Origin of the sequence: Mycobacterium sp. PSTR-4-N, from assembly GCF_022348085.1 — a bacterium.
In the GTDB taxonomy this organism is placed as follows: domain Bacteria; phylum Actinomycetota; class Actinomycetes; order Mycobacteriales; family Mycobacteriaceae; genus Mycobacterium.
The window spans coordinates 33431-55403 of the sequence record NZ_JAKRFN010000027.1; the positions used below are offsets into that span (position 1 = coordinate 33431).

21 protein-coding genes and 2 pseudogenes are annotated in these 21973 nt (G+C 64.8%); 16 read left to right on the top strand and 7 right to left on the bottom strand.

Features of this window, described 5'->3' with window-relative positions:
• The first annotated feature begins 3 nt into the window (after window positions 1-3).
• From gnd to MHN84_RS26135, 7 genes are all read left to right on the top strand, one after another.
• Window positions 4-1017, top strand: a complete 1014-nt coding sequence (gene gnd, locus MHN84_RS26105; protein ID WP_241207429.1) for a phosphogluconate dehydrogenase (NAD(+)-dependent, decarboxylating) — start codon at window positions 4-6, stop codon at window positions 1015-1017.
• Between the two features lie 99 nt (window positions 1018-1116).
• Window positions 1117-3210, top strand: a complete 2094-nt coding sequence (gene tkt / locus MHN84_RS26110) for a transketolase (protein ID WP_046363729.1) — start codon at window positions 1117-1119, stop codon at window positions 3208-3210.
• A 51-nt stretch (window positions 3211-3261) separates the two neighbouring features.
• A complete protein-coding gene (gene tal, locus MHN84_RS26115) occupies window positions 3262-4377 on the top strand; it encodes a transaldolase (RefSeq protein WP_046363728.1) in 1116 nt (371 codons plus the stop codon).
• The gene (gene zwf, locus MHN84_RS26120; protein ID WP_046363727.1) at window positions 4374-5924 is read left to right on the top strand and encodes a glucose-6-phosphate dehydrogenase; all 1551 of its coding nucleotides are present in this window, start codon (window positions 4374-4376) and stop codon (window positions 5922-5924) included. The genes tal and zwf overlap by 4 nt, the downstream gene beginning before the upstream one ends.
• Entirely contained in the window at window positions 5921-6832 is a 912-nt protein-coding gene (gene opcA / locus MHN84_RS26125) for a glucose-6-phosphate dehydrogenase assembly protein OpcA (protein WP_046363748.1), read from the top strand. The genes zwf and opcA overlap by 4 nt, the downstream gene beginning before the upstream one ends.
• Entirely contained in the window at window positions 6829-7572 is a 744-nt protein-coding gene (gene pgl, locus MHN84_RS26130) for a 6-phosphogluconolactonase (protein ID WP_046363726.1), read from the top strand. Before opcA ends, pgl begins: the two co-directional genes overlap by 4 nt.
• A gap of 732 nt (window positions 7573-8304) precedes the next feature.
• Complete coding sequence (locus MHN84_RS26135) at window positions 8305-8919, top strand: DUF1003 domain-containing protein (protein WP_046363725.1); 615 nt, start codon at window positions 8305-8307, stop codon at window positions 8917-8919.
• 280 nt (window positions 8920-9199) lie between these two features.
• On the opposite strand, the gene MHN84_RS26140 is transcribed toward MHN84_RS26135, so the two are convergent.
• Window positions 9200-9793 (bottom strand): molybdopterin-dependent oxidoreductase, encoded by a 594-nt coding sequence (locus MHN84_RS26140; RefSeq protein ID WP_046363724.1) that lies wholly within the window; start codon window positions 9791-9793, stop codon window positions 9200-9202.
• 213 nt (window positions 9794-10006) lie between these two features.
• On the bottom strand, window positions 10007-10522 hold the full coding sequence (locus MHN84_RS26145) for a carboxymuconolactone decarboxylase family protein (protein WP_233503261.1): 516 nt from the start codon (window positions 10520-10522) through the stop codon (window positions 10007-10009).
• Window positions 10523-11398: 876 nt separating this feature from the next.
• On the opposite strand from MHN84_RS26145, the gene MHN84_RS26150 reads away from it, so the two are divergent.
• Window positions 11399-12097 (top strand): RraA family protein, encoded by a 699-nt coding sequence (locus tag MHN84_RS26150; protein WP_081385949.1) that lies wholly within the window; start codon window positions 11399-11401, stop codon window positions 12095-12097.
• Window positions 12094-12378 (top strand): peptide methionine sulfoxide reductase, encoded by a 285-nt coding sequence (locus MHN84_RS26155; protein WP_233503260.1) that lies wholly within the window; start codon window positions 12094-12096, stop codon window positions 12376-12378. Before MHN84_RS26150 ends, MHN84_RS26155 begins: the two co-directional genes overlap by 4 nt.
• A gap of 186 nt (window positions 12379-12564) precedes the next feature.
• On the opposite strand, the gene MHN84_RS26160 is transcribed toward MHN84_RS26155, so the two are convergent.
• The 5 genes from MHN84_RS26160 to MHN84_RS26180 all read right to left on the bottom strand — a co-directional run bounded on the left by MHN84_RS26160 (window position 12565) and on the right by MHN84_RS26180 (window position 15776).
• Window positions 12565-12822, bottom strand: coding sequence for a DUF6510 family protein (locus MHN84_RS26160; protein ID WP_046363723.1), 258 nt, complete (start codon window positions 12820-12822; stop codon window positions 12565-12567).
• On the bottom strand, window positions 12819-13553 hold the full coding sequence (locus MHN84_RS26165) for an FAD-binding oxidoreductase (protein ID WP_198529246.1): 735 nt from the start codon (window positions 13551-13553) through the stop codon (window positions 12819-12821). Before MHN84_RS26165 ends, MHN84_RS26160 begins: the two co-directional genes overlap by 4 nt.
• Window positions 13550-14143: a molybdopterin-dependent oxidoreductase gene (locus tag MHN84_RS26170; protein ID WP_046363721.1), complete on the bottom strand. Its 594-nt coding sequence runs from the start codon at window positions 14141-14143 to the stop codon at window positions 13550-13552. Before MHN84_RS26170 ends, MHN84_RS26165 begins: the two co-directional genes overlap by 4 nt.
• A gap of 161 nt (window positions 14144-14304) precedes the next feature.
• On the bottom strand, window positions 14305-14931 hold the full coding sequence (locus tag MHN84_RS26175) for a TetR/AcrR family transcriptional regulator (protein WP_052765239.1): 627 nt from the start codon (window positions 14929-14931) through the stop codon (window positions 14305-14307).
• A gap of 23 nt (window positions 14932-14954) precedes the next feature.
• Window positions 14955-15776 (bottom strand): NmrA family NAD(P)-binding protein, encoded by an 822-nt coding sequence (locus tag MHN84_RS26180; RefSeq protein ID WP_046363720.1) that lies wholly within the window; start codon window positions 15774-15776, stop codon window positions 14955-14957.
• Window positions 15777-15915: 139 nt separating this feature from the next.
• Here MHN84_RS26180 and MHN84_RS26185 point away from each other — a divergent pair, with 139 nt between their 5' ends.
• From MHN84_RS26185 to MHN84_RS26205, 7 genes and pseudogenes are all read left to right on the top strand, one after another.
• Window positions 15916-16506 (top strand): TetR/AcrR family transcriptional regulator, encoded by a 591-nt coding sequence (locus MHN84_RS26185; protein ID WP_046363719.1) that lies wholly within the window; start codon window positions 15916-15918, stop codon window positions 16504-16506.
• A 201-nt stretch (window positions 16507-16707) separates the two neighbouring features.
• The gene (locus MHN84_RS30035) at window positions 16708-16893 is read left to right on the top strand and encodes a DUF417 family protein (protein WP_110797992.1); all 186 of its coding nucleotides are present in this window, start codon (window positions 16708-16710) and stop codon (window positions 16891-16893) included.
• Between the two features lie 675 nt (window positions 16894-17568).
• Complete coding sequence (phnA, locus tag MHN84_RS26190; RefSeq protein ID WP_241207412.1) at window positions 17569-18954, top strand: phosphonoacetate hydrolase; 1386 nt, start codon at window positions 17569-17571, stop codon at window positions 18952-18954.
• An 18-nt stretch (window positions 18955-18972) separates the two neighbouring features.
• Window positions 18973-20307 (top strand): MFS transporter, encoded by a 1335-nt coding sequence (locus MHN84_RS26195; protein WP_075362259.1) that lies wholly within the window; start codon window positions 18973-18975, stop codon window positions 20305-20307.
• Window positions 20308-20415: 108 nt separating this feature from the next.
• Window positions 20416-20592 (top strand): annotated as a pseudogene (locus MHN84_RS30040) (LysR family transcriptional regulator); the annotation flags it as partial.
• Between the two features lie 69 nt (window positions 20593-20661).
• Window positions 20662-21327 carry a LysR substrate-binding domain-containing protein gene (locus tag MHN84_RS26200; protein WP_052765309.1) on the top strand — a complete coding sequence of 222 codons (666 nt, stop codon included), beginning with the start codon at window positions 20662-20664 and terminating at the stop codon, window positions 21325-21327.
• Between the two features lie 62 nt (window positions 21328-21389).
• A pseudogene (locus MHN84_RS26205) lies at window positions 21390-21740 on the top strand (acetyl-coenzyme A synthetase N-terminal domain-containing protein); the annotation flags it as partial.
• Window positions 21741-21973 lie beyond the last annotated feature (233 nt).

A 21973-nucleotide genomic window follows, 5' to 3' on the forward strand; every position in this document is an offset into this window, starting at 1 on the left:
TCAATGCAGCTGGGCATGGTCGGGCTAGGCCGGATGGGCTCCAACCTCGCTCGGCGCCTGATCCGCGACGGACATCGCTGCGTGGTCTACGACGTCAACCCCGACGCGGTCAAGAAGCTCGAGACAGACGACGGGGCGACCGGGGCCGCATCCCTGGCGGACCTCGTCGAGAAGCTGGAACAGCCCCGGACAGTGTGGCTGATGCTGCCAGCGGCCATCGTCGACTCGACCCTCGACGACCTCGTCCCCCTGTTGGCGCCCGGTGACACGGTGATCGACGGCGGCAACTCCTACTACCGCGACGACATTACCCGGGCCAAGCAGCTGGTGACCCAGGACATTCACTACGTGGACTGCGGCACCAGCGGCGGGGTGTGGGGACTCGATCGCGGATACTGCCTGATGATCGGCGGGGAATCCGAAGTCGTGACCCGACTCGACCCAATCTTCAAGACGATCGCCCCCGGCGCCGGATCCGCCGAACCGACCCTAGGCCGTGACAGCAGCGCCGGCACCGCGGCCGACGGGTACCTGCACTGCGGGCCAAGTGGGGCAGGGCATTTCGTGAAGATGGTCCACAATGGGGTCGAATACGGAATGATGGCCGCGATCGCCGAGGGCCTCAGCATCATCAAGCACGCCGACGCCGGCAAGGCAACCCAAGCCGTGGACGCGGAGACCACCCCGCTGCGCGACCCGTGGGCCTATCAATACGACATCGACATCGCCGAGGTGGCCGAGGTCTGGCGGCGCGGATCGGTGATCGGATCATGGCTGGTCGACCTGATCGCCAACGCCCTGGCCCGCTCACCCGATCTCGACGAATTCAGCGGGCGGGTATCTGACTCCGGCGAAGGCCGGTGGACGGTCCTCGCCGCGGTGGACGAGGGTGTTCCGGCTCCTGTCATCACGACCTCGCTCTTCGAGCGATTCGAGTCCCGACAACTCGGCAACTTCACCGACAAGATCGTCTCAGCCATGCGCAGCGAATTCGGCGGCCATGCCGAACAGAAGTAGATCCACCCACCAGTCTGTCGCACACGCGACACATCCATCTGGAGGCCAAGTTGTGAACGTCGTTCAGGGACAAATGATTTGCCATCGAGGAGTGAGCTTGTGACCACAACGGAAGAGATCTCGGCCCTTACCGAACCGCACCATCCCGAAGACTGGGCCGACGTCGACTCAGTCGCCGTCGACACGGTTCGGGTCCTGGCGGCAGACGCGGTTCAGAAGGTCGGAAACGGCCACCCCGGTACCGCAATGAGCTTGGCGCCGTTGGCGTACACGTTGTTTCAGCGGCAGATGCGGCACGACCCGTCCGACGTCCACTGGCTCGGCAGGGATCGGTTCATCCTGTCCTGCGGCCACAGCAGCCTGACGCTCTACATCCAGCTCTACCTCGGCGGGTTCGGGCTCGAGATCGACGACATCGAGTCGCTGCGGACCTGGAAGTCGAAGACCCCCGGTCACCCGGAGTTCCGGCACACCAAGGGCGTCGAGATCACCACCGGTCCGCTGGGCCAGGGCCTGGCCTCCTCGGTCGGCATGGCGATGGCCGCCCGCTACGAGCGCGGTCTCTTCGACCCCGACGCGGCGCCGGGCACCAGCCCGTTCGACCACTTCATCTACGTGATCGCCTCCGACGGCGATCTCGAAGAGGGCGTCACCAGCGAGGCCAGCTCGCTTGCGGGCACCCAGCAGCTCGGCAACCTGATCGTGTTCTACGACCACAACCAGATCTCGATCGAGCACGACACCAACATCGCCCTCTCCGAAGACGTCCCGGCCCGGTACCGGGCGTACGGCTGGCATGTCCAAGAGGTTCAGGGCGGCGAAAACGTCACAGCCATTGAAGAAGCCATCGAAGCGGCGAAAGCCGTCACCGACAAGCCGTCCTTCATCTCGGTGCGCACGATCATCGGCTATCCCGCCCCCACCAAGATGAACACCGGCGGCGTGCACGGCTCGGCGCTCGGCGACGACGAGGTGGCCGCCACCAAGAAGATCCTCGGCTTCGATCCCGAGAAGACCTTCGAGGTCCGGCCCGAGGTCATCGAGCACACCCGCAAGCTGGTCGACCGCGGCCGCGAGGCCCACGAGAAGTGGCAGCCGGAATTCGACGCCTGGGCCGAGCGTGAGCCCGAGCGCAAGAAGCTGCTCGACCGCCTGCTCGCCCAAGAGCTGCCCGAGGGCTGGGACGCCGACGTGACGTACTGGGAGCCGGGCTCCAAGGCCGTCGCCACCCGCGCCGCCTTCGGTCAGGTGCTCAACGACGTCGCGCCGAAGCTTCCCGAGCTCTGGGGCGGCTCCGCCGATCTCGCCGGAAGCAACAACACCACGATCAAGGGCGTGAAATCGTTCGGCCCTGCGTCCATCTCGACCAAGGACTACACCGCCGACCCGTACGGCCGGGTGCTGCACTTCGGCATCCGCGAGCACGCGATGGGTTCCATCCTGTCGGGCATCGTGCTGCACGGTCCCACCCGCGCGTTCGGCGGCACGTTCCTGCAGTTCTCCGACTACATGCGCGGCGCGGTCCGGCTGGCGTCACTGATGGACATCGACACCATCTACATCTGGACCCACGACTCCATCGGGCTCGGCGAGGACGGTCCCACCCATCAGCCGGTCGAACACCTCGCAGCGTTGCGCGCGATCCCCAACCTGTCGGTCGTCCGACCCGGTGATCCCAACGAGACGGCCTACGCCTGGCGCAGCATCGTCGCCCGCGGGAACGGCAGCGGCCCGGTCGGCTTCATCCTGACCAGGCAGGGCATCCCCGTACTCGAGGGCACCAGCTTCGAAGGGGTGAGCAAGGGTGGTTACGTCCTCGGCGGCGGGACCCCCGCCGACGACGCCGACGTCATCATCATCGGTACCGGTTCGGAGTTGCAGTTGGCGGTGGAGGCGAAGAAGTTGTTGGCGGAGAAGGACATCACCGCCTACGTCGTCTCGATGCCCTGCGTGGAGTGGTTCGAGAGCCAGCCCAAGGAGTACCGCGACAGCGTGCTGCCCCCCGAGGTGTCGGCCCGTGTCGCGGTCGAAGCCGCCGTCGCGCAGAGCTGGCACAAGCTGGTTGGCGACACCGGCGAGATCGTCTCCATCGAGCACTACGGCGAGTCGGCGGACGACGAGACGTTGTTCCGCGAGTTCGGGTTCACCCCGGAAGCCGTCGCCGCCGCCGCGGAACGCTCCATCGCCAACTAGTTCTCACCGACCACCAGCTCACACTGACAACCAGAGGATGAGGCACGCGAAATGACACAGAATTCCAACCTGGAGGCCCTGAGCGCTGCCGGGGTTTCGGTATGGCTCGACGACCTGTCCCGCGACCGGTTGACATCAGGCAACCTGGTCGAACTGCGCGACACCAGGAGCATTGTCGGCGTCACCACCAACCCGTCGATCTTTCAGGCCGCCCTGTCCAAGGGCACCGCGTACGACGCGCAGATCGCCGAGCTCGCCGAGCGCGGCGCCGACGTCGACGCCACCATCCGGACCGTCACCACCGACGACGTCCGCAACGCCTGCGACGTGTTCGCCGCGATCTACAAGAGGTCCGGCGGCGTCGACGGCCGGGTCTCCATCGAGGTCGACCCACGCCTGGCTCACGACACCGACAAGACGATCCAGCAGGCGATCGAGCTGTGGAAGATCGTCGACCGGCCCAACGTGCTGATCAAGATTCCCGCCACCAAGGCGGGTCTGCCCGCCATCACTGCGGTGATCGCGGAAGGCATCTCGGTCAACGTCACGCTGATCTTCTCCGTCGAGCGGCACAAGTTAGTCATGACCGCGTACCTCAAGGGCCTGGAGAAGGCCAAGGAGGCCGGACATGACCTCTCGAAGATCCATTCGGTGGCGTCGTTCTTCGTCTCCCGCGTGGACTCCGAGATCGACGCCCGACTGAAGAAGATCGGCTCCGAGGAGGCACTGGCCCTGCGCGGCCAGGCCGGCGTCGCCAATGCCCGCCTCGCGTACGCCGCCTACGAAGAGGTCTTCGTCGGGGGAGCCGAGTTCGAGGTACTCAAAGCCGATGGTGCACTGGTGCAGCGGCCGCTGTGGGCATCGACGGGCGTGAAGAATCCCGACTACTCCGACACCCTGTACGTCACCGAACTGGTCGGGCCGAACACGGTCAACACCATGCCCGAGAAGACGATGGATGCCGTGGCCGACCACGGCGTCGTCACCGGTAACACCCTGTCCGGCACCGCCGACGCCGCCCAGGAAGTATTCGACGAACTCGTAGCCATCGGTATCGACCTCACCGACGTGTTCATCGTGTTGGAGGACGAGGGCGTCGACAAGTTCGAGAAGTCCTGGCATGAACTTCTCGAGGCCACCCAGGGTCAGCTCGACGAAAAGAAATGAGCAGCAGCAGCAGTGCCGCACCCGCCGATTGGGGTAACCCGCTGCGGGACAAGCTGGACAAGCGGTTGCCGCGCATCGCGGGTCCGTGTGCGGTCGTCATCTTCGGGGTGACCGGTGACCTGGCCACCAAGAAGTTGATGCCGGCGATCTACGACCTGGCCAACCGCGGGTTGTTACCTCCCACGTTCTCGCTGATCGGGTTCGGCCGGCGCGACTGGCAGGACGAGGACTTCGGCAACGTCGTGCTGAAGGCGGTGCAGGGTCACGCCCGCACCCCCTTCCGGCAGGAGGTCTGGGACCGACTCAACGAAGGGATCCGCTTCGTCCAGGGCACCTTCGACGACGCCGACTCGTTCGCACGCCTGAAGCGGACGCTGGACGGGCTCGACGCCGAGCGCGGCACCGGCGGCAATCACGCCTTCTATCTGTCGATTCCGCCGAACGCGTTCCCGACCGTCTGCGGGCAGCTGTCCACCTCGGGGCTGGCCCGGCCCGAGGGCGACCGGTGGAGCCGGGTCGTCATCGAGAAACCGTTCGGGCACGACCTGGACAGCGCACAGTCGTTGAATCAGGTGGTGAACAGCGTCTTCCCAGAAGAGTCGGTGTTCCGCATCGACCATTACTTGGGCAAGGAGACGGTGCAGAACATCCTGGCGCTGCGCTTCGCCAACCAGCTGTTCGACCCGATCTGGAACGCGCACTACGTCGACCACGTGCAGATCACCATGGCCGAGGACATCGGCCTCGGTGGGCGTGGCGGCTACTACGACGGGGTCGGCGCCGCTCGTGACGTGATCCAGAACCACCTCACCCAACTTCTGGCGCTCACCGCGATGGAGGAGCCGGTCAGTTTCAGTCCGGCGGAGTTGCAGTCCGAGAAGATCAAGGTGCTTTCGGCGACTCGGCTGGCAGAACCGGTGGGTGAGAACACCTCCCGCGGCCAGTACACCGCGGGTTGGCAGGGTGGGGAGAAGGTGGTCGGGCTGCTCGAGGAGGAAGGCTTCTCCCCGACGTCGACCACCGAGACCTATGCCGCCATCACCCTCGAGGTGGACACGCGTCGGTGGGCCGGGGTGCCGTTCTATCTGCGCACGGGAAAGCGGTTGGGCCGCAGGGTGACCGAGATCGCCCTGGTGTTCAAGCGGGCTCCGCACCTGCCGTTCGACGCGACGATGACCGACGAGCTCGGCAAGAACGCGTTGGTCATCCGGGTGCAGCCCGACGAGGGCATCACGCTGCGCTTCGGGTCGAAGGTGCCGGGCCACGCGATGGAGGTCCGTGACGTTAACATGGACTTCTCCTACGGTTCGGCATTCGCCGAGGACTCCCCGGAGGCCTACGAGCGGTTGATCCTCGACGTCCTGCTCGGTGAGCCGTCGCTGTTCCCGGTCAATCAGGAGGTCGAATTGTCCTGGAAGATCCTGGATCCCGCGCTGGAGCACTGGGCCTCCCACGGGAAACCTGACCCCTATGAGTCCGGCGGCTGGGGTCCGGATTCGGCGTTCGAGATGTTGCAGCGGTCCGGCAGGGAATGGAGGCGGCCATGATCGTCGATCTCGAGAACACCACGACCAACGCGGTCAACAAGAAGCTCGACGGGCTGCGCGAAGAGGGTGGCGCGTTCACGATGGCCAGGGTCCTCACCCTGGTCATCGCGCCAGACAGCGAAACCGTCCTCGAGGAGTCCATCGAGGCGGCCAATGCCGCCAGCCGTGAGCACCCATGCCGGGTGATCGTGGTACTCCCCGTCGACCGCGAGGCCGCCGATCCGAAGTTGGACGCCCAGATCAGAGTGGGGCACGACGCCGGCGCTGGCGAGGTCGTGGTGCTGAAGCTGACCGGCCCGTTGGCCGCCCAGGCCAGTAGCGTCGTCACACCGTTCCTGCTACCCGACACCCCGGTGGTGGCGTGGTGGCCCGACGTCGCGCCACGAGTACCCGCGCAGGACCCATTGGGACAGTTGGCAATACGGCGAATCACCGACGCCACCTACGGCGCCGACCCACTGGCCTGCATCAAGAGCAGGCTCGAGGGTTACACCCCCGGTGACACCGATTTGGCGTGGAGCCGCATCACCTACTGGCGGGCGATGCTCACCTCGGCGCTGGACCAGGGCCCGCACGAACCGATCCAGTCCGCACTGGTGTCCGGGCGCAAGGAGGAACCCGCCCTGGACATCCTGGCGGGTTGGCTGGCCAGCCGCGTCGACGGCCCCGTCCAGCGCGCGATCGGCGATCTCAAGGTCGAGTTGGTCCGGGCCAGCGAGACGATCACCCTCAGTCGACCCCAGGAGGGCGTCACCGCGACCCTGGCCCGCACCGCCAAGCCGGAGGCGAAACTTCCGTTGGCGCGCAGAGAAACTCGCGATTGTCTGGCCGAGGACATGCGCAGGCTGGATGCCGACGCAATCTATCTCGATGCCCTGCGCGGCATAGACAAGGTGCAATACACATGAGTCAAGTCGTCGCGACCTATTCCGACACAGCAGAATTGGTAGGGGCAGCTGGCGATCAGCTGATCAGTGCAATCCACGCTGCGGTCGAGGCCAGGGATCAGGCGTTCATCGTGCTGACCGGCGGCGGCACCGGGGTGAAGGTGCTGAAACACATCGGTGAACACGGCTCGAAGATCGACTGGTCGGCGGTGCACCTGTTCTGGGGCGACGAGCGTTACGTGGCAGCAGACGACGACCAGCGCAACGAGAAGCAGGCCCGCGAAGCGCTGCTCGACCACATCGACATCCCGTCCCACAACATCCACGCCATGGCCGCCTCCGACGGCCAGTTTGATGCCGATCTGGATGCGGCGGCACTGGCCTACGAGCAGGTGCTGGCCGCCCATGCACCGGACGGCGAGCCGACCCCACGGTTCGATGTGCATCTGCTCGGGATGGGCAGCGAGGGTCACATCAACTCGCTGTTCCCGCACACCCCCGCGGTGCAGGAGACGTCCCGGCTCGTCGTGGGTGTCGAGGATTCGCCGAAGCCGCCGCCGCGTCGAATCACGTTGACCCTGCCCGCCGTCAACCGCTCGCGGGAAGTCTGGTTCGTCGTTTCCGGCGTCGAGAACGCCGACGCGGTTGCCGCGGCGTTGGGCGGGGCCGAGGCGGTCGAGGTACCCGCCGCTGGTGCGGCCGGCACGAACAAGACGGTTTGGCTGCTCGACGTGGAGGCGGCGTCCCAGATCAAGGCCTAGCAGTCATCTCGGCCGCGTCGGGGCGGGATGTAGTTTGCCGATCCGCTTCTTGGACGGCGTCGTCGCCCGCGGTGTCAAACTACTTGGTCACAAAATTGGTTGCCGAAATCGCCTTCGATGGCTCGGCGCGTGCGTCGCGATCACCAACGCGGTCGCTCGCCTCCAGTGGCATCATCGTCGCTGTGCTCGCCCTAATCGTCGGCGGGACAGGTCGACCTCTCACGGTTCCATCGCGCCGTCGCCGTCACAGCAGTGCCCCTTGAGGGGCTCGTCTCATGGGTCGGGATTCGCGCTGTAATCGAGCCTTATTCTGAGACCAAGACGATGCTTACGGTTGAGCCCTGCACAGCGTCAGACAACCCCGTGGTCGTCGACGTCTCACGTGCGCACCCAAGACTCGCATGACATGCGAAGGAGCCTTCCCATGGCAGTGATGAGTATCGAATCTGGGGGACGTGTCGGCGTCCCCGAATTGCGGCTGCCTCCGGGTCAGAGGCTCGTGGACGACTGGCCGGTCCTGACGGCTGGCCTGACGGCCGACGTCGGGGCGCACGAGTGGACGATCAGCATCACGACCGAGGCGGGGCACCGAGTACCAACGGGATTCGAACGCGCTCCCCTTCGCGGCGCGACAGCAGTGACACAGGAGGCCGCGGAATTCTGCGAGCAAATCTCGCACGAACATTCCAGTACCGGTGAGAGCACCCGGGGAAATCGAGAGCGATGAACGCTATGAGCCCCGACGAGCCGACAGACGCCTCCCCAGCGGTCGGCACCGGCGGCGCCGCCGGTTCCGGCCGCGCTTCCCGAGACCGGACCGAGTTCGAGACCGCTGGGCGCTCCGGCGACTTCAGCCGCGAGATGTTCGCATGTCCGAACTGCGGGCACCAGCTCAGCATGTTCATGGAGGCGCGGTCCAAACGAGGGGATATGGCTGCTGCCCGGCTGGCCAACGTTGCCGGTTCTTGGCCCTTCCTGCTGATCCTGGTGCTGGCCATTGTCGCGTGGCTCGTGATCAACACGATCGTGCCGCTCTTTGATCCTGACTCGTCGGCCATGCTCGACTATCTCGGAACGGCTCTCGCGACGGTCGCGGCCTTGCAGGGACCGCTTATCCTGCTTACCCAGCGCCGCGAGTCCGATCGTGACCGCGCGCGAGACATTGAGGCATTCCACATTTCTCAGCACGTCGAGGCGGACCTGCACGCGATCAGTCTCGCCATCGACTCGGTGCTCGAGCGGCGGGGACCGGACCGGTCGTCAGGTACGTCAGGTACGCCTATGGGCAATCGCGAAGCGGATGACCCAGAACAGGAACCGCACACGCCATCGAAGGATTCCGCGTGATTCGTGATGCTTCTGGCGACCAGAACGCGAAAGCACGATGAGCGAATAACAGTCGTGGCTGGACGCTCAAGCGCCTACGTGCACCGCACCCGCAACGCGGAACCTTTACGCCTCTGAAATGCCCTAGGCCAAGGTGCTGGCCTTCCTTGCGGCTTCGAGCTATTCAAGCGCGCCTGTCGAAATGCGGCCAGGAGGTCAGCTATGACCAGAATGTCACCGACGTCGACGACCCGCGACGGGATCACCCGCCCGAGGTGCCCCGGCACGCGGCCCGGGGTTGTCACCAGTAACGCTGCTCGTGCCAAGGGTCGCCGCGGAGGTGGTATCCGTTCCGTTCCCAGAATCCCGGATCGTCCGACGGCATCATCTCCATTCCGAGAACCCACTTCGCGCTCTTCCAAAAGTAGAGATGCGGCACGAGAAGTCGGGCCGGACCGCCGTGCTCCGGCGTAAGGGGTTTGCCCTGCGCCCCAGTGGCTATCCAGGCCTGCCCACCGAGGAGATCTTCGAGACGAAGGTTGGTGGTGTATCCGCCGGAGCTACGCACCATCACGTAGTCGTAGCTGGTCTGGACATGATCGAACAGCCGGTCCAGCGATACGCCACGCCAGGCCATGTCCAGCTTCGACCAGTGGGTTACGCAGTGAATGTCGGTGACGATGTCTTCGACGCCCACCTGGTGAAGCTCATTCCAATTCCACCGGTACGCGACCTTGTCCTCCGTTGTGATCGAAAAGCTCCATCGGCTCTCGTCGACGTTGCGCGTGGGTCCGGTCGAGAGCACCGGCCAGTCGTCGACGAGAGTCTGCCCGGGAGGCAGTCGCGAGTCGCTGGAACCACGCCGTCCTCCGAAGCTGTTGTTGATCACTTCCACGACTGCACCCTTCTGTCGAATTCGGCGCGGTGGCCTGGTGCGAAGGTAACCGCGGAGGCCAATCGAAGTATCTGGCGGCAGGAGGGGAACACAACTGATCCGCGAGGCGACAACCACTGCTGGAGTTGTCATGAGCTGGGTCAACCATGGCCGCACTCGGCTTCCGGTCGGCACCGTTCCAATTACCGACGAGTCCGTCAATGAACCGATTCGCTACATGGCTGAGGCGACCGGAATGGCGCCCTGGGCCAGCTTCAGACGGGTCCACACGTTCATGTTGATGATGACCGCGGCGATCTCTGCGACGTCGCGCTCGGTGAAGTGCAGCCGCAGCTCGTCGTGCAGGGCAGGGACCTGCACGTGACTGAACGAGGTGAGGCCTTCGCAGTACGCGAGGGCGGCTCTCTCCGCGGGCGAGAACATGCTGCTCTCACGCCAAGACGCCAGGTGTGCAGCCTGTTCGGACGCGATCCCGATGCTGGCCGCGACCGCGGCGTGCAGAATCAGGCAATAGGAGCAAGGGTTCAGCTGCGCGACGCGCAGGCGGAGGAGCTGTAGCAGGCTACGATCTCCCGACAGGTTTGCCGAGTAACCGAACTGCGCAGCCATGTCTTTGGCCAATTGGTGAAACGGCGTGAGGTCTGGGTCGAACCGGATGTTTTCGAACCGGACATTCCCGAGCATCGAGTTCTGGTTTGCGGCGTTGGTCTCAGGCATCACCAGCACCATCCCTTCCTCCGTTGGGCACATTCACGGCCAGGGTGTACTCGGGGTTGCGTGCGATGAAGGGCCGGACCGCCGGGCACCTCGCGGTCGCTCGTATGCCTCCGCAAGAATGCTGTCCAGCGCCCTGCAGATGAGTTCGGTTGCCAATCCCCGTCCACGGTAGTTCGGCAGGATGGCGGCCGCCCATCCCCGTTCGCATCCGCGAATAGGGCTGGCCACCGCTGTCCAGCTCATTGCCGAGGTGAGCCGAACCGAATCGCGCAGCCAGATGTTGGACCATGTAGTACAGTCTGGCGCACAGAATGCCGATTCACGCGAGCTTTGGGAGAACGCGCATGGAGGCGTCCGACGTCCACGGCGCCTTCCGGCCGCAACGATCGAACGGTAGAGGAGTTACGCGTTACGTTCCTCCGTCTTCTGCGAGATGCTATGGGTCGCAATCCCACTCACCGTCGCGTGACACACAAGACCTCTTCTCCCCACACGCGGGGTGGCCTGTGAGGTGCCGGAGCGGAGCCGCACCTCGTTCGTCTGTAATTGATCAGCCGACGTTGCGGACTCGAACCGCTGGCCGAGTTGTTCGCGTTACCAGTGGGGCTGGGCCGGGCGGGCGCACTGCTCGATGATCCCCGACTTCTTCACACCCTGCGCGAAGTATTCGATGCCCGAAGGTCGGCCGTCGATCGCGGTGTACCTGCGAATGACGTTTCTCAAGTTCCAGCACTCCGCCTCGGCAGTCTCAGGCCATGAAATCAAAGGCGGTCTGTGGGGTCACGATCTGTCGAGTGTCGACGTGAGCATCGAGCGTCTAAAAGTGTTCGGAAGCAGGTGCGGACGAGTGGAAAAGTGCCGATGGAGACAACGAGTGGAGGAGGGCCGATGGAGACAACTGGTGGAGGTCGCTCGCATATAGAGGCGGATGCGCATCGTGCACTTGCTGCCGAGGGCCTCGCCTGCGCTGAAGTGACGGACGCGCTGGGACGAGCGCATCGACACCGAGCACACGTCACCGGGCTTGTGAGCCCCGTGCCCACACGTCGCCTGTTCGGCCGAGTCGTCACGATCTCGTTCTTCCCCACGTGCGCCGAGAGACTCGGCCCGGAAGAGTTCAACTTCGGCCGACTGTTCCATCAGGCGGTGCAGGGCGCCGCGTCCGATCCCGAACACACTGTCCTGGTAATGGCCAGCAACGGATACCCCGATGTGTCACTTGCTGGCGGGACGAAACTCTCTCGACTCACCAACGCCGGCCTTGCGGGGGTGCTCACCGACGGTCGTCTCCGTGACTTCGACGAACTGGCAGAGGAACCGTATGCGGCCTGGTGCTCGGGAGAGGCTGTCGCCTGGGGTGGAGGCGCGGTCACGCCGTTCCAAGCGAACGTCCCCGTCGTCATCGGAGGAGTCGGTGTGCATCCTGGACAGTACGTCTTCTGTGACTCGTCGGGGGCCGTGTTCATCCCGGAGGCCGACATCGACGAAGTGCTCGAAACAGCGCACCAGATCCGGCGCGACGACGCATTCCACCGCACCGCGATTGCGCGAGAAAGTGCTGACGACGCACACGGGACCGAGCGTTGACTCAGCAAGCCCCCGATCGGGCGGCGCCGAGCGACCTGCCGGCCCTGGTCGAAAGAGTGCCGGAGGGTTGGACGCGTGCGATCTACAACGGGCGAACATACGGATTGGCCCGCACCACCCGGGCAGGTGGGCGAAGCATCGCGATCTTCGCCGAAGAGCTCGGCGGCACCGACCTGATCAGCGCGAACGTGTACCGCACCGTCGCGGCCGACCACCTACGGGCCTGTGAGATGCCCACCGCCAAGGTGCTCGCGTTTCTCCGCGCCTGGACGCCCGCATGACTCAGACCTGAGCACCGCTCGGCGCGTTGGTGCTGGGACGGAAACTCCGCCAGCCGGTTGACCCTCGTTGGAATGCTGGGGGATCAGGCCACCATCGACGTGCAGCTGGGCCCGACGACCGAAACGTTTGGCTACAGTCAACGAGACGACAGTCGACTGATCGTCGCTTGCGGGCTGTGGCAGGAGCTACGGCCGTGCGATCGCGATGTGCGCCAGCCCCGAGAGGTTGATCAGCACTTCCTGCGGCTTTTGGACGATGACGGCGAGCACGCTCTGGCAATGCGCGCATCGCAGGACTGCCCCGATGGCGGTCACGAAGGCGTTGGCCCGTGCGAGTTCGAAGACGAGATGACAGCTTCCGCATCGTCCGACTGCGGCGGTGATTTCGATGCCGACGGTGTCGGCGAAGAGCCCGGCGAGCGCGTTTCCGTCGAGGTGGGTCATCCGCTGCCTCCGAAGCGTTCCGTGCGTATTCGGGTGGGGTCGTGGCCGAGTTGGAGAAGCCAACCGGCGATCGTCTCGACGAAAGGTGTCGGTCCGCAGAGGAATATGCGCGGTGTCGCCGTGGCTGGGAAGACGAGATCGGCGACCGACTCCTGAGTCAGTCGCCCGGGAGCACGTGGCGATCCCGGGGGAGATGTCCGCGTGTGCACGACGTCGACGGTGGTCTTCGACAGCGCCGAGAGCTCTTCGGCGAAGAAGACGTCTTCGGGCGTCCGGACCGAGTACAACAGGCGGAACTCGGCATCGACGGTCTCGTGCTCACGCGCTGCGGCCATCGCGAACAGCGGGACGACGCCGGATCCGCCGGCGATGAGCTGAACGGGGGATCGATCGGGTTCGGTTGGGGTCCAGACGAAGTATCGCCCCAGCGGGCCGTGCACCTCGAGCTCGTCGCCATCGGCGAGCTGGTGGACGAGATATGGCGAGACTTCACCTGAGGGGAGTTCGTCGACCGCGAGGATGACTCGAGTCGTCTCGCCCGACGATGCGACCGAGTAGGACCGGGTGGCCTGATAGCCGTCCGGGGCGGTGAGGCGGACGTCGAGGTGGGAACCAGCGTGGTTTCCCGGCCAGGTCGGCACGTCCAGCTCGAGGCGGACCGCCGACGCGGTCTCTCGACGGCGGCTGGCGACGCGTCCGACGTGCCAGCTCGCCCGGATCGGAGACGTCACCAGTACCGTTCCTCGCGCCATGGATCACCGCGGAGGTGGTATCCGTTCTGTTCCCAGAACCCGGGGTCGTCGTTGGGCATCATCCGTATCTCGCGGACCCACTTGGCGCTCTTCCAGAAGTAGAGGTGGGGCACGAGGAGACGCGCGGGTCCGCCATGTTCGGCAGTCAAGGGCTCACCCTCTGCCTCGGTGGCGATCCACGCTTGGCCTTCGAGGAGATCGTCGAGGGGCAGGTTGGTGGTGTAACCGCCGTGGCTTCGGACCATGACGTAGTCGCAAGAGGTCTCCACGTCCTCGAACAGCCGGTCCAATGGCACTCCGCGCCAGGCCATGTCGAGCTTCGACCAGTGGGTGACGCAGTGGATGTCGGTGACGACGTCCTCTACGCCCACGTTCTGGAGCGCGCTCCAATCCCATCCGTGTTCGGTGCCCGTCTCGGTCGTGATGGTGAACGTCCATTCGTGCGCCCCGATGTCGGGCGTCAGGCCGGCCGTCAGGACCGGCCAGTCGTCGACGAGCGTTTGGCCCGGTGGCAACCGTGCGTCGCTGGCCCCGCGACGACCACCAAACCCGCTGTTGATCACTGGCATGGGAAGCTCCTTCGCGGGTCACGCGTGTGGGGGTGCTCATGGGGACGCCGACGTGAAAGTTGTACTGCAGAGTACATCTGGCTGTGAGGAGATCGCAGCGTTCACTCCAAAGTTTGTCGTGCCCTTCGGCTGACTCTTGAATGTGCGCTGCGGATCTTGGCTTATACCTGGTAGCGGCGCAGGGCCGCGACGGCGTCGTCGAGCACGTCGCGCATGATCTCGATCCGGCCGTGGACCGAGGCCAGCAGGTATCCGCCTTGCAGGGCCGCGACGAGGCTGGCGGCGAGGCGGTCTGGGTTGGCGTCGGAGTCCAGTTCACCGCGCTGCTGAATGCGGCGCAGGCCGGCGGCGAGATGTCCCTCCCAGATGCGGAATGCAGCGGCTAGGGCTGGTCGGTATTCCTGGGAGTGCTTCAGGTCGGTTGCGAGGGTCCCGAGGGGACATGCGAACGGACGGTCTTCGGCCGGTTGTGCGTCCACGACGCGTGACACCCATCTTTCGAGCCCGTCCCAGGAGGTGATCGCCTCGGTGGTGTCTTGGCCGTCGAGGACGACGGCGAGTTCGCGGTCGATGACTGCTTGGACTAGTTCGGTCTTGTCGCGGAAGTGGCGACGGAGCTCCTTGGGCTCGGCGCCGGAGGCGCGGGCGACGTCGCCGGGCGACGTCGCGGCGATGCCGTGGTGGTACATCATCGAGGCGGCAGTGTTGACGATCGCCGCACGTGCGTGCCGGTGATGCGATGGTGCCGACGTGCTGCGGGCGGCAGGGGAGGTGGCCGATTCATTCACGGATTCGCCAAGGGGTGGTTGTTTCATTGGACTTCCTCCGAGGCGAAGACCGTGAAGGTGTGAGCGGGTCGGCCCGTGACCCGCTCGACGGTGTCGGTGACGCGGTCTTCGGCGCCGGCACTGATCGCCACGTCCATGGCGGCGAGCACCTGTGCGAACTCGGCGGGGATTCCATGGGCGGCGATACGCCGAGCAACTTCTCGCGCCGGAACGGATCGATGCCGAATGGTGCGGCCGGTCTGTTGGGAGAGGATCGTGGCGGCATCGGCGTAACTGAGCGCCTCGGGGCCTGTCAAGAGATGCTCGGTGTTGTGCGCGCGGTCATCGGTCAGGGCACACCCGGCGACCGCCGCGATGTCCGCTGCGTCGACGAACGCCACTTTGCCGTCGCCGGTGGCGGTGACGATCTCACCGTCTCGCACTCCCTGAGCGACGAGGTGATCGCCGGTGAAGTTCTGCATGAACCATGACGGCTGCAGCACTGTCCATTCGGGCATGGCCGTCTTGACGAGATGGTGGACGGCGCCGAGCCCGGGCGCCCCTTCGGGCAGTGCGGACGAGCTGAGTGCGACGACGCGCTGCACCCCCTGATCAAGGGCCTCGTCGAGGAAGGTCTGCACCAGGGGAACCGGATCGGCAACTCCCATGGGAGCGATGAGGTAGATCGCCGAAATACCTTGCAAGGCAGCCTTATGGGTGTCGCAGTCCTCCCAATTGAACTGAATCTGCCCAGTCGACTGTGGTGTCCTCGTCGCGAGTCGTGTTGCCACGCCACGCTCCGCTAGATCGGCGGCAACCCGGCTGCCCGTCGTTCCGGTGGCGCCGGTGATCAGCACCCTATTCATGTGTTGGCCCAGAAAATGCGCGCTGCAGCTGCTCGGACTTCGTCACCATGAAACTCTCCCGACGTTGTGGACGATACGGGACCGTCCTACTGAACGTACGCCGGTCGGGCCAGTATCGTCCATTCGCTAGACTTCCTTGATGACCCGTCGCACGCCTACCGGTGCTGCCGTGCTGCAGCCCGGGATCACCAAGGCCATCACCGAGGCGGTCCTTGCCGAGTTGGCGGAGCGGGGTTATGCGCGACTGTCGATGGAAGCGGTCGCCAAACGCGCCGGAGTCGGCAAGAGCGCGCTCTATCGACGCTGGCCCTCGAAGCTGAACATGACGTTGGCTGCGGTCGCCGACTTCAGCGTGGGCCGAGCCGAAATCCCGGATACCGGCTCCCTCGCCGGTGATGTGCGAAAGTCTCTAGAAGCCATGGCGCACTGGCTGTCTCATCCGCAGTTCTCTCGTATCCTTGCCGACCTAGTCGCTGAAATGGGCCGCAATCCCGAGTTGAGCGACTTCGTCGAAGGCATGATCGGGCGGCCGCGCCGGGCACGCGGGCGGATCCTTCTCGATCGAGCGATCGCGCGCGGCGAACTGGACCCCGGCATCGACATCGAATTTGCTCTCGACTTGTTCCCCGCGCCGATCTACTGGCGACTCCTGGTGCGAGACGGGGAGATCGAGCCCGAATACCTCGACAAACTCACCGATTTCATTATCCGAGGCCTCGGCGCACACTGACTTTGGCAGCCACGGGCGCCACACGATGATCAGACGTGGGTGAGTGCCGGGGTGGTTGGCATCCGTTACACGGCTGGGCGTTTCCGCTGCAGCCCAAAGGGCGACCTGTCGACGCCGTCGTGTAACGCCGCGCCCCATCGGAGGCACTCCCGTTCCGGAAGCGGTTTACCCAGCGGCGGAAGAAGCCAATGTCTTTGGGCGATGTCATATCTCGCCTGTATCGCTCACGCGTCGCGTCTCGGCTGGCCCCGGTGGGGCTTAAGTCGCGCGGCGCGGTGCGCACTCGCGTTCGCCATTGCATGGATCGGTGCCCTGAAGTTCACCACTTATGACGCCAAATCGACGCTGCCGCTCATGACGAGCAGCCCGCTGATGAGCTGGGTCTAAGACGCCTTCTCGGTGACGGCCATCTAAGCCGTGCTGGGTGTCGTCGAACTCGCAGTCGCCGCGCTGATCGCCGTCCATCGCGGGCAGTGGTATGGCAATCGGAATGTTCGTCACGACGCTCAGCTTCATGTTCACCACCCCGGCGTGAGGACGCCCCAAGCCGGCAGTCGCGAGGCCATGAAGGCCGGTGTGGCGCGGTGCCATTCGAGGACGAGTTCCGCCGCATCGTCGCCTTCCCGAGGGCGCCCATGAGGGTGGCGCGGAAGGCGTCCGGGATCCTGCCGATCACCGATCCCCACACCGTGCGGCACTGCGCACTCGGTTCGTTCCCGAGCATCTATCTGCCCCGTCGACGAACCGGGATTCGGTCATCGATCGACTGCGTTCCCTGGATGAGGTGCAGGCCTCCCACATCCGCGAGGGGGCCGCCGAGACCTACGGTCAGACCGCCTACGTACACACTGCGACGCCTTCTGGGTGGCCACCACGCTGGTCTCGGGAGCACCAGAGCGTGTCCGCCGGATAGCTACCACGCCGTCGCCCGCCATCACCGTCTACCGCGAACGTTATCGCCGTCGGCGATGTCAGCGATCGGCATTCTGGGGGTTCTGCGTGGCGGGCGTCACGCACACCATGGCTATGCCGAGGTACGAAACCACTAGCCAGGAGTTCTCCGTGAAGCCCAAGAATTTCTCCGTCAACGAGCGAACCTACGTTCTGCACGACAAGCCCGTGGTCGTCATCTGCATCGACGGCAGCGAACCCGACTACCACGTCGAAGCCATGGCAGCGGGCAAGATGCCTTGGTTGAGCAGCATTCTCGACGGCGAGTCGAGCAGCACGTGGGCGGCCCACTGCGCCATGCCGGCACTGACCAACCCGAACAACCTGTCGATCGCCACGGGTCGCCCGCCCGTTGCCCACGGCATCTGCGGCAACTACATCTTCGACACGCAGACCGGCGAAGAAGTGCTGATGAACGACAAGAAGTACCTGCGGGCACCGACGGTTTTCGCCGCGGCCAACGAGGCCGGCCTGGACGTGGTGGTCGTGACGGCGAAGGACAAGCTGCGCCGTCTCCTGGGCGCCGGACTGGTCGAAGAGGGTCCCAGCCTCAGCGGTGACGCCACCCAGTTCGTGGCGCCGTCGAGGAACGGAATCTGCTTCTCCGCCGAGAAGGCGGACACGGCGACGGTGTCGAGCAACGGCATCACCGACGTGCTCGACCTGGTGGGCATGCCGCTGCCCAGCGTGTACTCCGCGGAACTGAGCGAGTTCACGCTGGCTGCCGGCGTCGCCATCCTCAAGACGCGGGGCGCCGACCTGATGTACCTGTCGCTCACCGACTACATTCAGCACAAGAACGCCCCCGGCTCCGACGTAGCGAACGACTTCTACGCGATGATCGACGACTATGCGGCCAAGCTCGACGCACTCGGTGCCGTCGTTGTCATCACCGCGGACCACGGGATGAGCGCGAAGACCGACGCGAGTGGCACGGCAAACGTCATCTACGTCGAGGACGAGGTGCGTCAGATCCTGGGCCACCCGACGGGTGCCGCTCCCGACGCGGAGAACGGGGTCCGGGTGATCCTGCCGATCACCGATCCCTACACCGTGCATCACGGCGCGCTCGGTTCGTTCGCAAGCATCTACCTCCCGAACGACGCCCCCGTGAAGGACGTCGTCGAGGGCCTGCGCACCATCGACGGTGTCGAGCAAGTTCTCGAGCGCGAGGAGGCGGCTACTTTGTACAGCTTGCCCGCCGACCGCATCGGGGACGTCATCTTGCTTTCAGCTGCGGGGACGGCGGTTGGACGCTATGAGGCGTGGCATGACCTCAGCGGTTTGGATGCCCCGCTTCGCTCACACGGAGCATTGGGAGAGTTGCAGATCCCGTTCATCGTCAACCGTGCCTTGCCGAGGCCCACGCCGCTCGACGAGCCGTTCGGAGACACCGCGTACGTGCACAACTACGACGCTTTTTGGATCGCAACGACTCTCGTTGCCAACGTGGCCAAGCACGGCCGCGATCGCGCCTCGGCTGCTCGCGTGTCTTGAGAAGTCTGAGGTCTGGAAATGACAAACTCGCAACGACGCGCCCCGTCAGATCTCTTCGTCAGCGATTCATCGTCTCTCCATGAAGTCACCGAGCAGGAGTTCGCCAAATACAAGTGGCGGATGTTGCTCGCCACGATGTTCTGCTATCTGTTCTTCTACACGGGCAGACAAACTTTCGGGTTCGCCATCCCCGGAATACAAGCAGAGCTCGGTCTGAGCAAGTCCACCTTGGGCGCCATCAGTGGCGCGATGCTGTGGTGCTACGCGGTCGGCCAGATCGTCAACGGCAACCTCGCCGACAAGTTCGGCGGCCGCCGCGTGATGGCCCTCGGTGCCGTTTTGTCCACCATGTTCAACTGGTTCACCAGCTTCTCGGTGGGCCCACGATCCCTCGGTGCGCTGTGGGGTGCCAACGGGTTCGTCCAGGCAATGGGATTCCCGTCGGGTGGCAAGGTCATCTCAGGCTGGTGGAGCACCCACGAACGCGGCAAGAGCTTCGGCTTCTACAACTTCGCCGCCGGCCTTGCCTCCGTGCTCGCGTTCGTGACCTCGACGTTGGTGGTCGAGGTCTTCGATCTCGACTGGCGATGGATCTTCCGGATCCCCGTGCTGCTGATGCTGGTCGGCGGTGTCGCGTTCTTCATCATCGCGCGCGACAATCCACGCCAAGCCAAGATCAAGCCCCCGCCTTCCTGGGAGGCCGATCAAGACCAACCCGGTAAGCACTTGGATTCGGCCGGTCAGACACGTGGCGTCAAGTCCCTGGATCGCTACAAACTTATGCTCCGGAATCCGAAGGTCTGGGTGACGGGTTCGGCCCTGGGGTTCAACAACGCTGCACGGTACGGGTTGCTGATCTGGGTGCCGGTGTATCTGCTCGGTAGCGATTGGAAGTCGGACGGCTCGAAGATCAGCCCACTGTGGGTCTCGGTAGCTCTACCCGTCGGCATGGCGCTGGGGGCGCTGGTCAACGGCCAACTCTCCGACCGGATCTTCAAGTCTCGGCGGGACTATCCCATCGCGTTGTTCATGGGCCTCGGTGCCGTGACCGCCTTGGCGATGTACCTTCTGGCACTGCCGATCCTGCCCGAAATGGGGCTGATGTTCTTGCTCGGGTTCTTCGTCTACGGACCGCATTCGACGTTCTGGGCGCTCAGCACCGACATTGCCGGCAAGGCGATGGCTGGTACGGCGATCGGTGTGGTCAACTTCTTCGGTTACATCTTCGCCGGGGTTGCCGAGCCCTTGATCGGGCACATGATGGACATCACGGGCAACACCGCGTTGATCTTCCCCGTGGTAGCCGGAGTGTGCACGTGCAGTTGCCTTCTCGCCTTGACGGTCCGCCGCTGACCGTCGCCGTCCTCGGCGTCCCGTCTGAGTCTTACTCGGGAACGCCGGGGACGGATGGCACACTGACGAAGGTTGCGGCGATGTCCCAGCAGCAGAGAGGGCGACGGCATGATCTCGCTTAACCAGCTCGAAATCTTCGCCGCCGTGGTCGAGTGTGGAGGATTCTCCGGTGCGGCCAAACGCTTGTTTATGAGCCAGTCTTCTGTGTCCAGCCACGTTCGCGCACTTGAGAATTCACTCGGAGTGCAACTGGTCCAACGGACCAGCCGCGGAGCGCGAGCTACCTATGCCGGTGAGGTGGTTCTTCAACACGCTCGCGAGGTGTTCTCCGTACTCGAAAGCTTGGAAGGTCAAGTGGCACAACTGCAAGGACTCAAGACCGGCCGCCTGGCCGTGGCGGGGACCACCACCTTGGGCACCTATCTCCTGCCTCAGCTCGTCGCCGATTTCTCGACGAGGGTCCCGGGTGTCGACTGCCAAATTCGCGTAGGCAACGAGGACGTGGTCGAGGCGTGGCTTCTCCAGAACGAGGTCGCCTTGGCACTGTGTGCCGAGGAACCCAAGGACGAGCGCCTGACCACCACACCGATGTTCGAGGAACGGTTGCAGCTCATCGGGCCGGCAGATTGCCCGTTGCGGTCACGGGTGCTCAACCCCGCCGACATCGCCGATCGGCGGTTCATTCTGCGGGAAGTTGGTTCGGCGACTCGCCGACAGCAGGAAGCGGCTCTGGCGGCTTGGAATCTGCCGCACGTGGAGCGGTGGGAGATGTGGGGACCCGCCACACTCAAGGAATCCGTATGTGCCGGGCTGGGTTTGAGCCTCATCTCCGAGCACGCGATCACCCGCGAACGTGCCTCGGGTTTGCTGGTGGTGCTCGCGATCGAGCCGCCACCTCCACGTCGCACCGTCTCGCTGGTGACACGAGCCGGTCGCGCACTCACTCCGCCAGAACGCGCTTTCGTCGAACTCGTCGGCACCCTCGCCAAGTGGCCCGAACCTGACGTCGAACTCACCTGACACCGTCAATCCCGCCAGAAGAGCACGCTATTCGGGCATGTACCCAAGGAAGATCTACTTCGATGACCACGTCCGCCAGAGATACGCTGTCGACCAACGTAGCGCTGCCCACCGAGGAGGTCTATCCGCCCTCCGCCGCGTTCTCCGAGCAGGCCAACGCGTCCGCCGCCCTCTACGACGAGGCCGAAGCCGACCGCCTGGCGTTCTGGGCGACCCAGGCCGAGCGACTGTCGTGGGCGAAACCCTTCACCGAGGTTCTCGACTGGTCGGAGGCACCGTTCGCGAAGTGGTTCCCCGACGGCAAGCTCAACGTCGCCTACAACTGCGTGGACCGCCACGTCGAGGCAGGCAACGGTGACCGCGTCGCCATCCACTGGCTCGGTGAACCGGTCGACGAGAGCGAGACGCTGAGTCGATGACAACTCGCTCGCATGTTGGTCTACCGAAAGTTGTTTCGGCAGTGGCTTGCCAAGTCGCCAGGCGTGGAACGAATACTCGTCCTCGTTGGCGGAGGCGGGCGCCAGGGCGTGTGTCATCGAGCGTACCGTCCAGTACATTTGGCGATGCGGTTACCTCCATCCCTGGGATCGGTGCGGCCAGTCCGCGACGAACGTCAAACGGGCTGTGCATGCGACGTGCGATGACG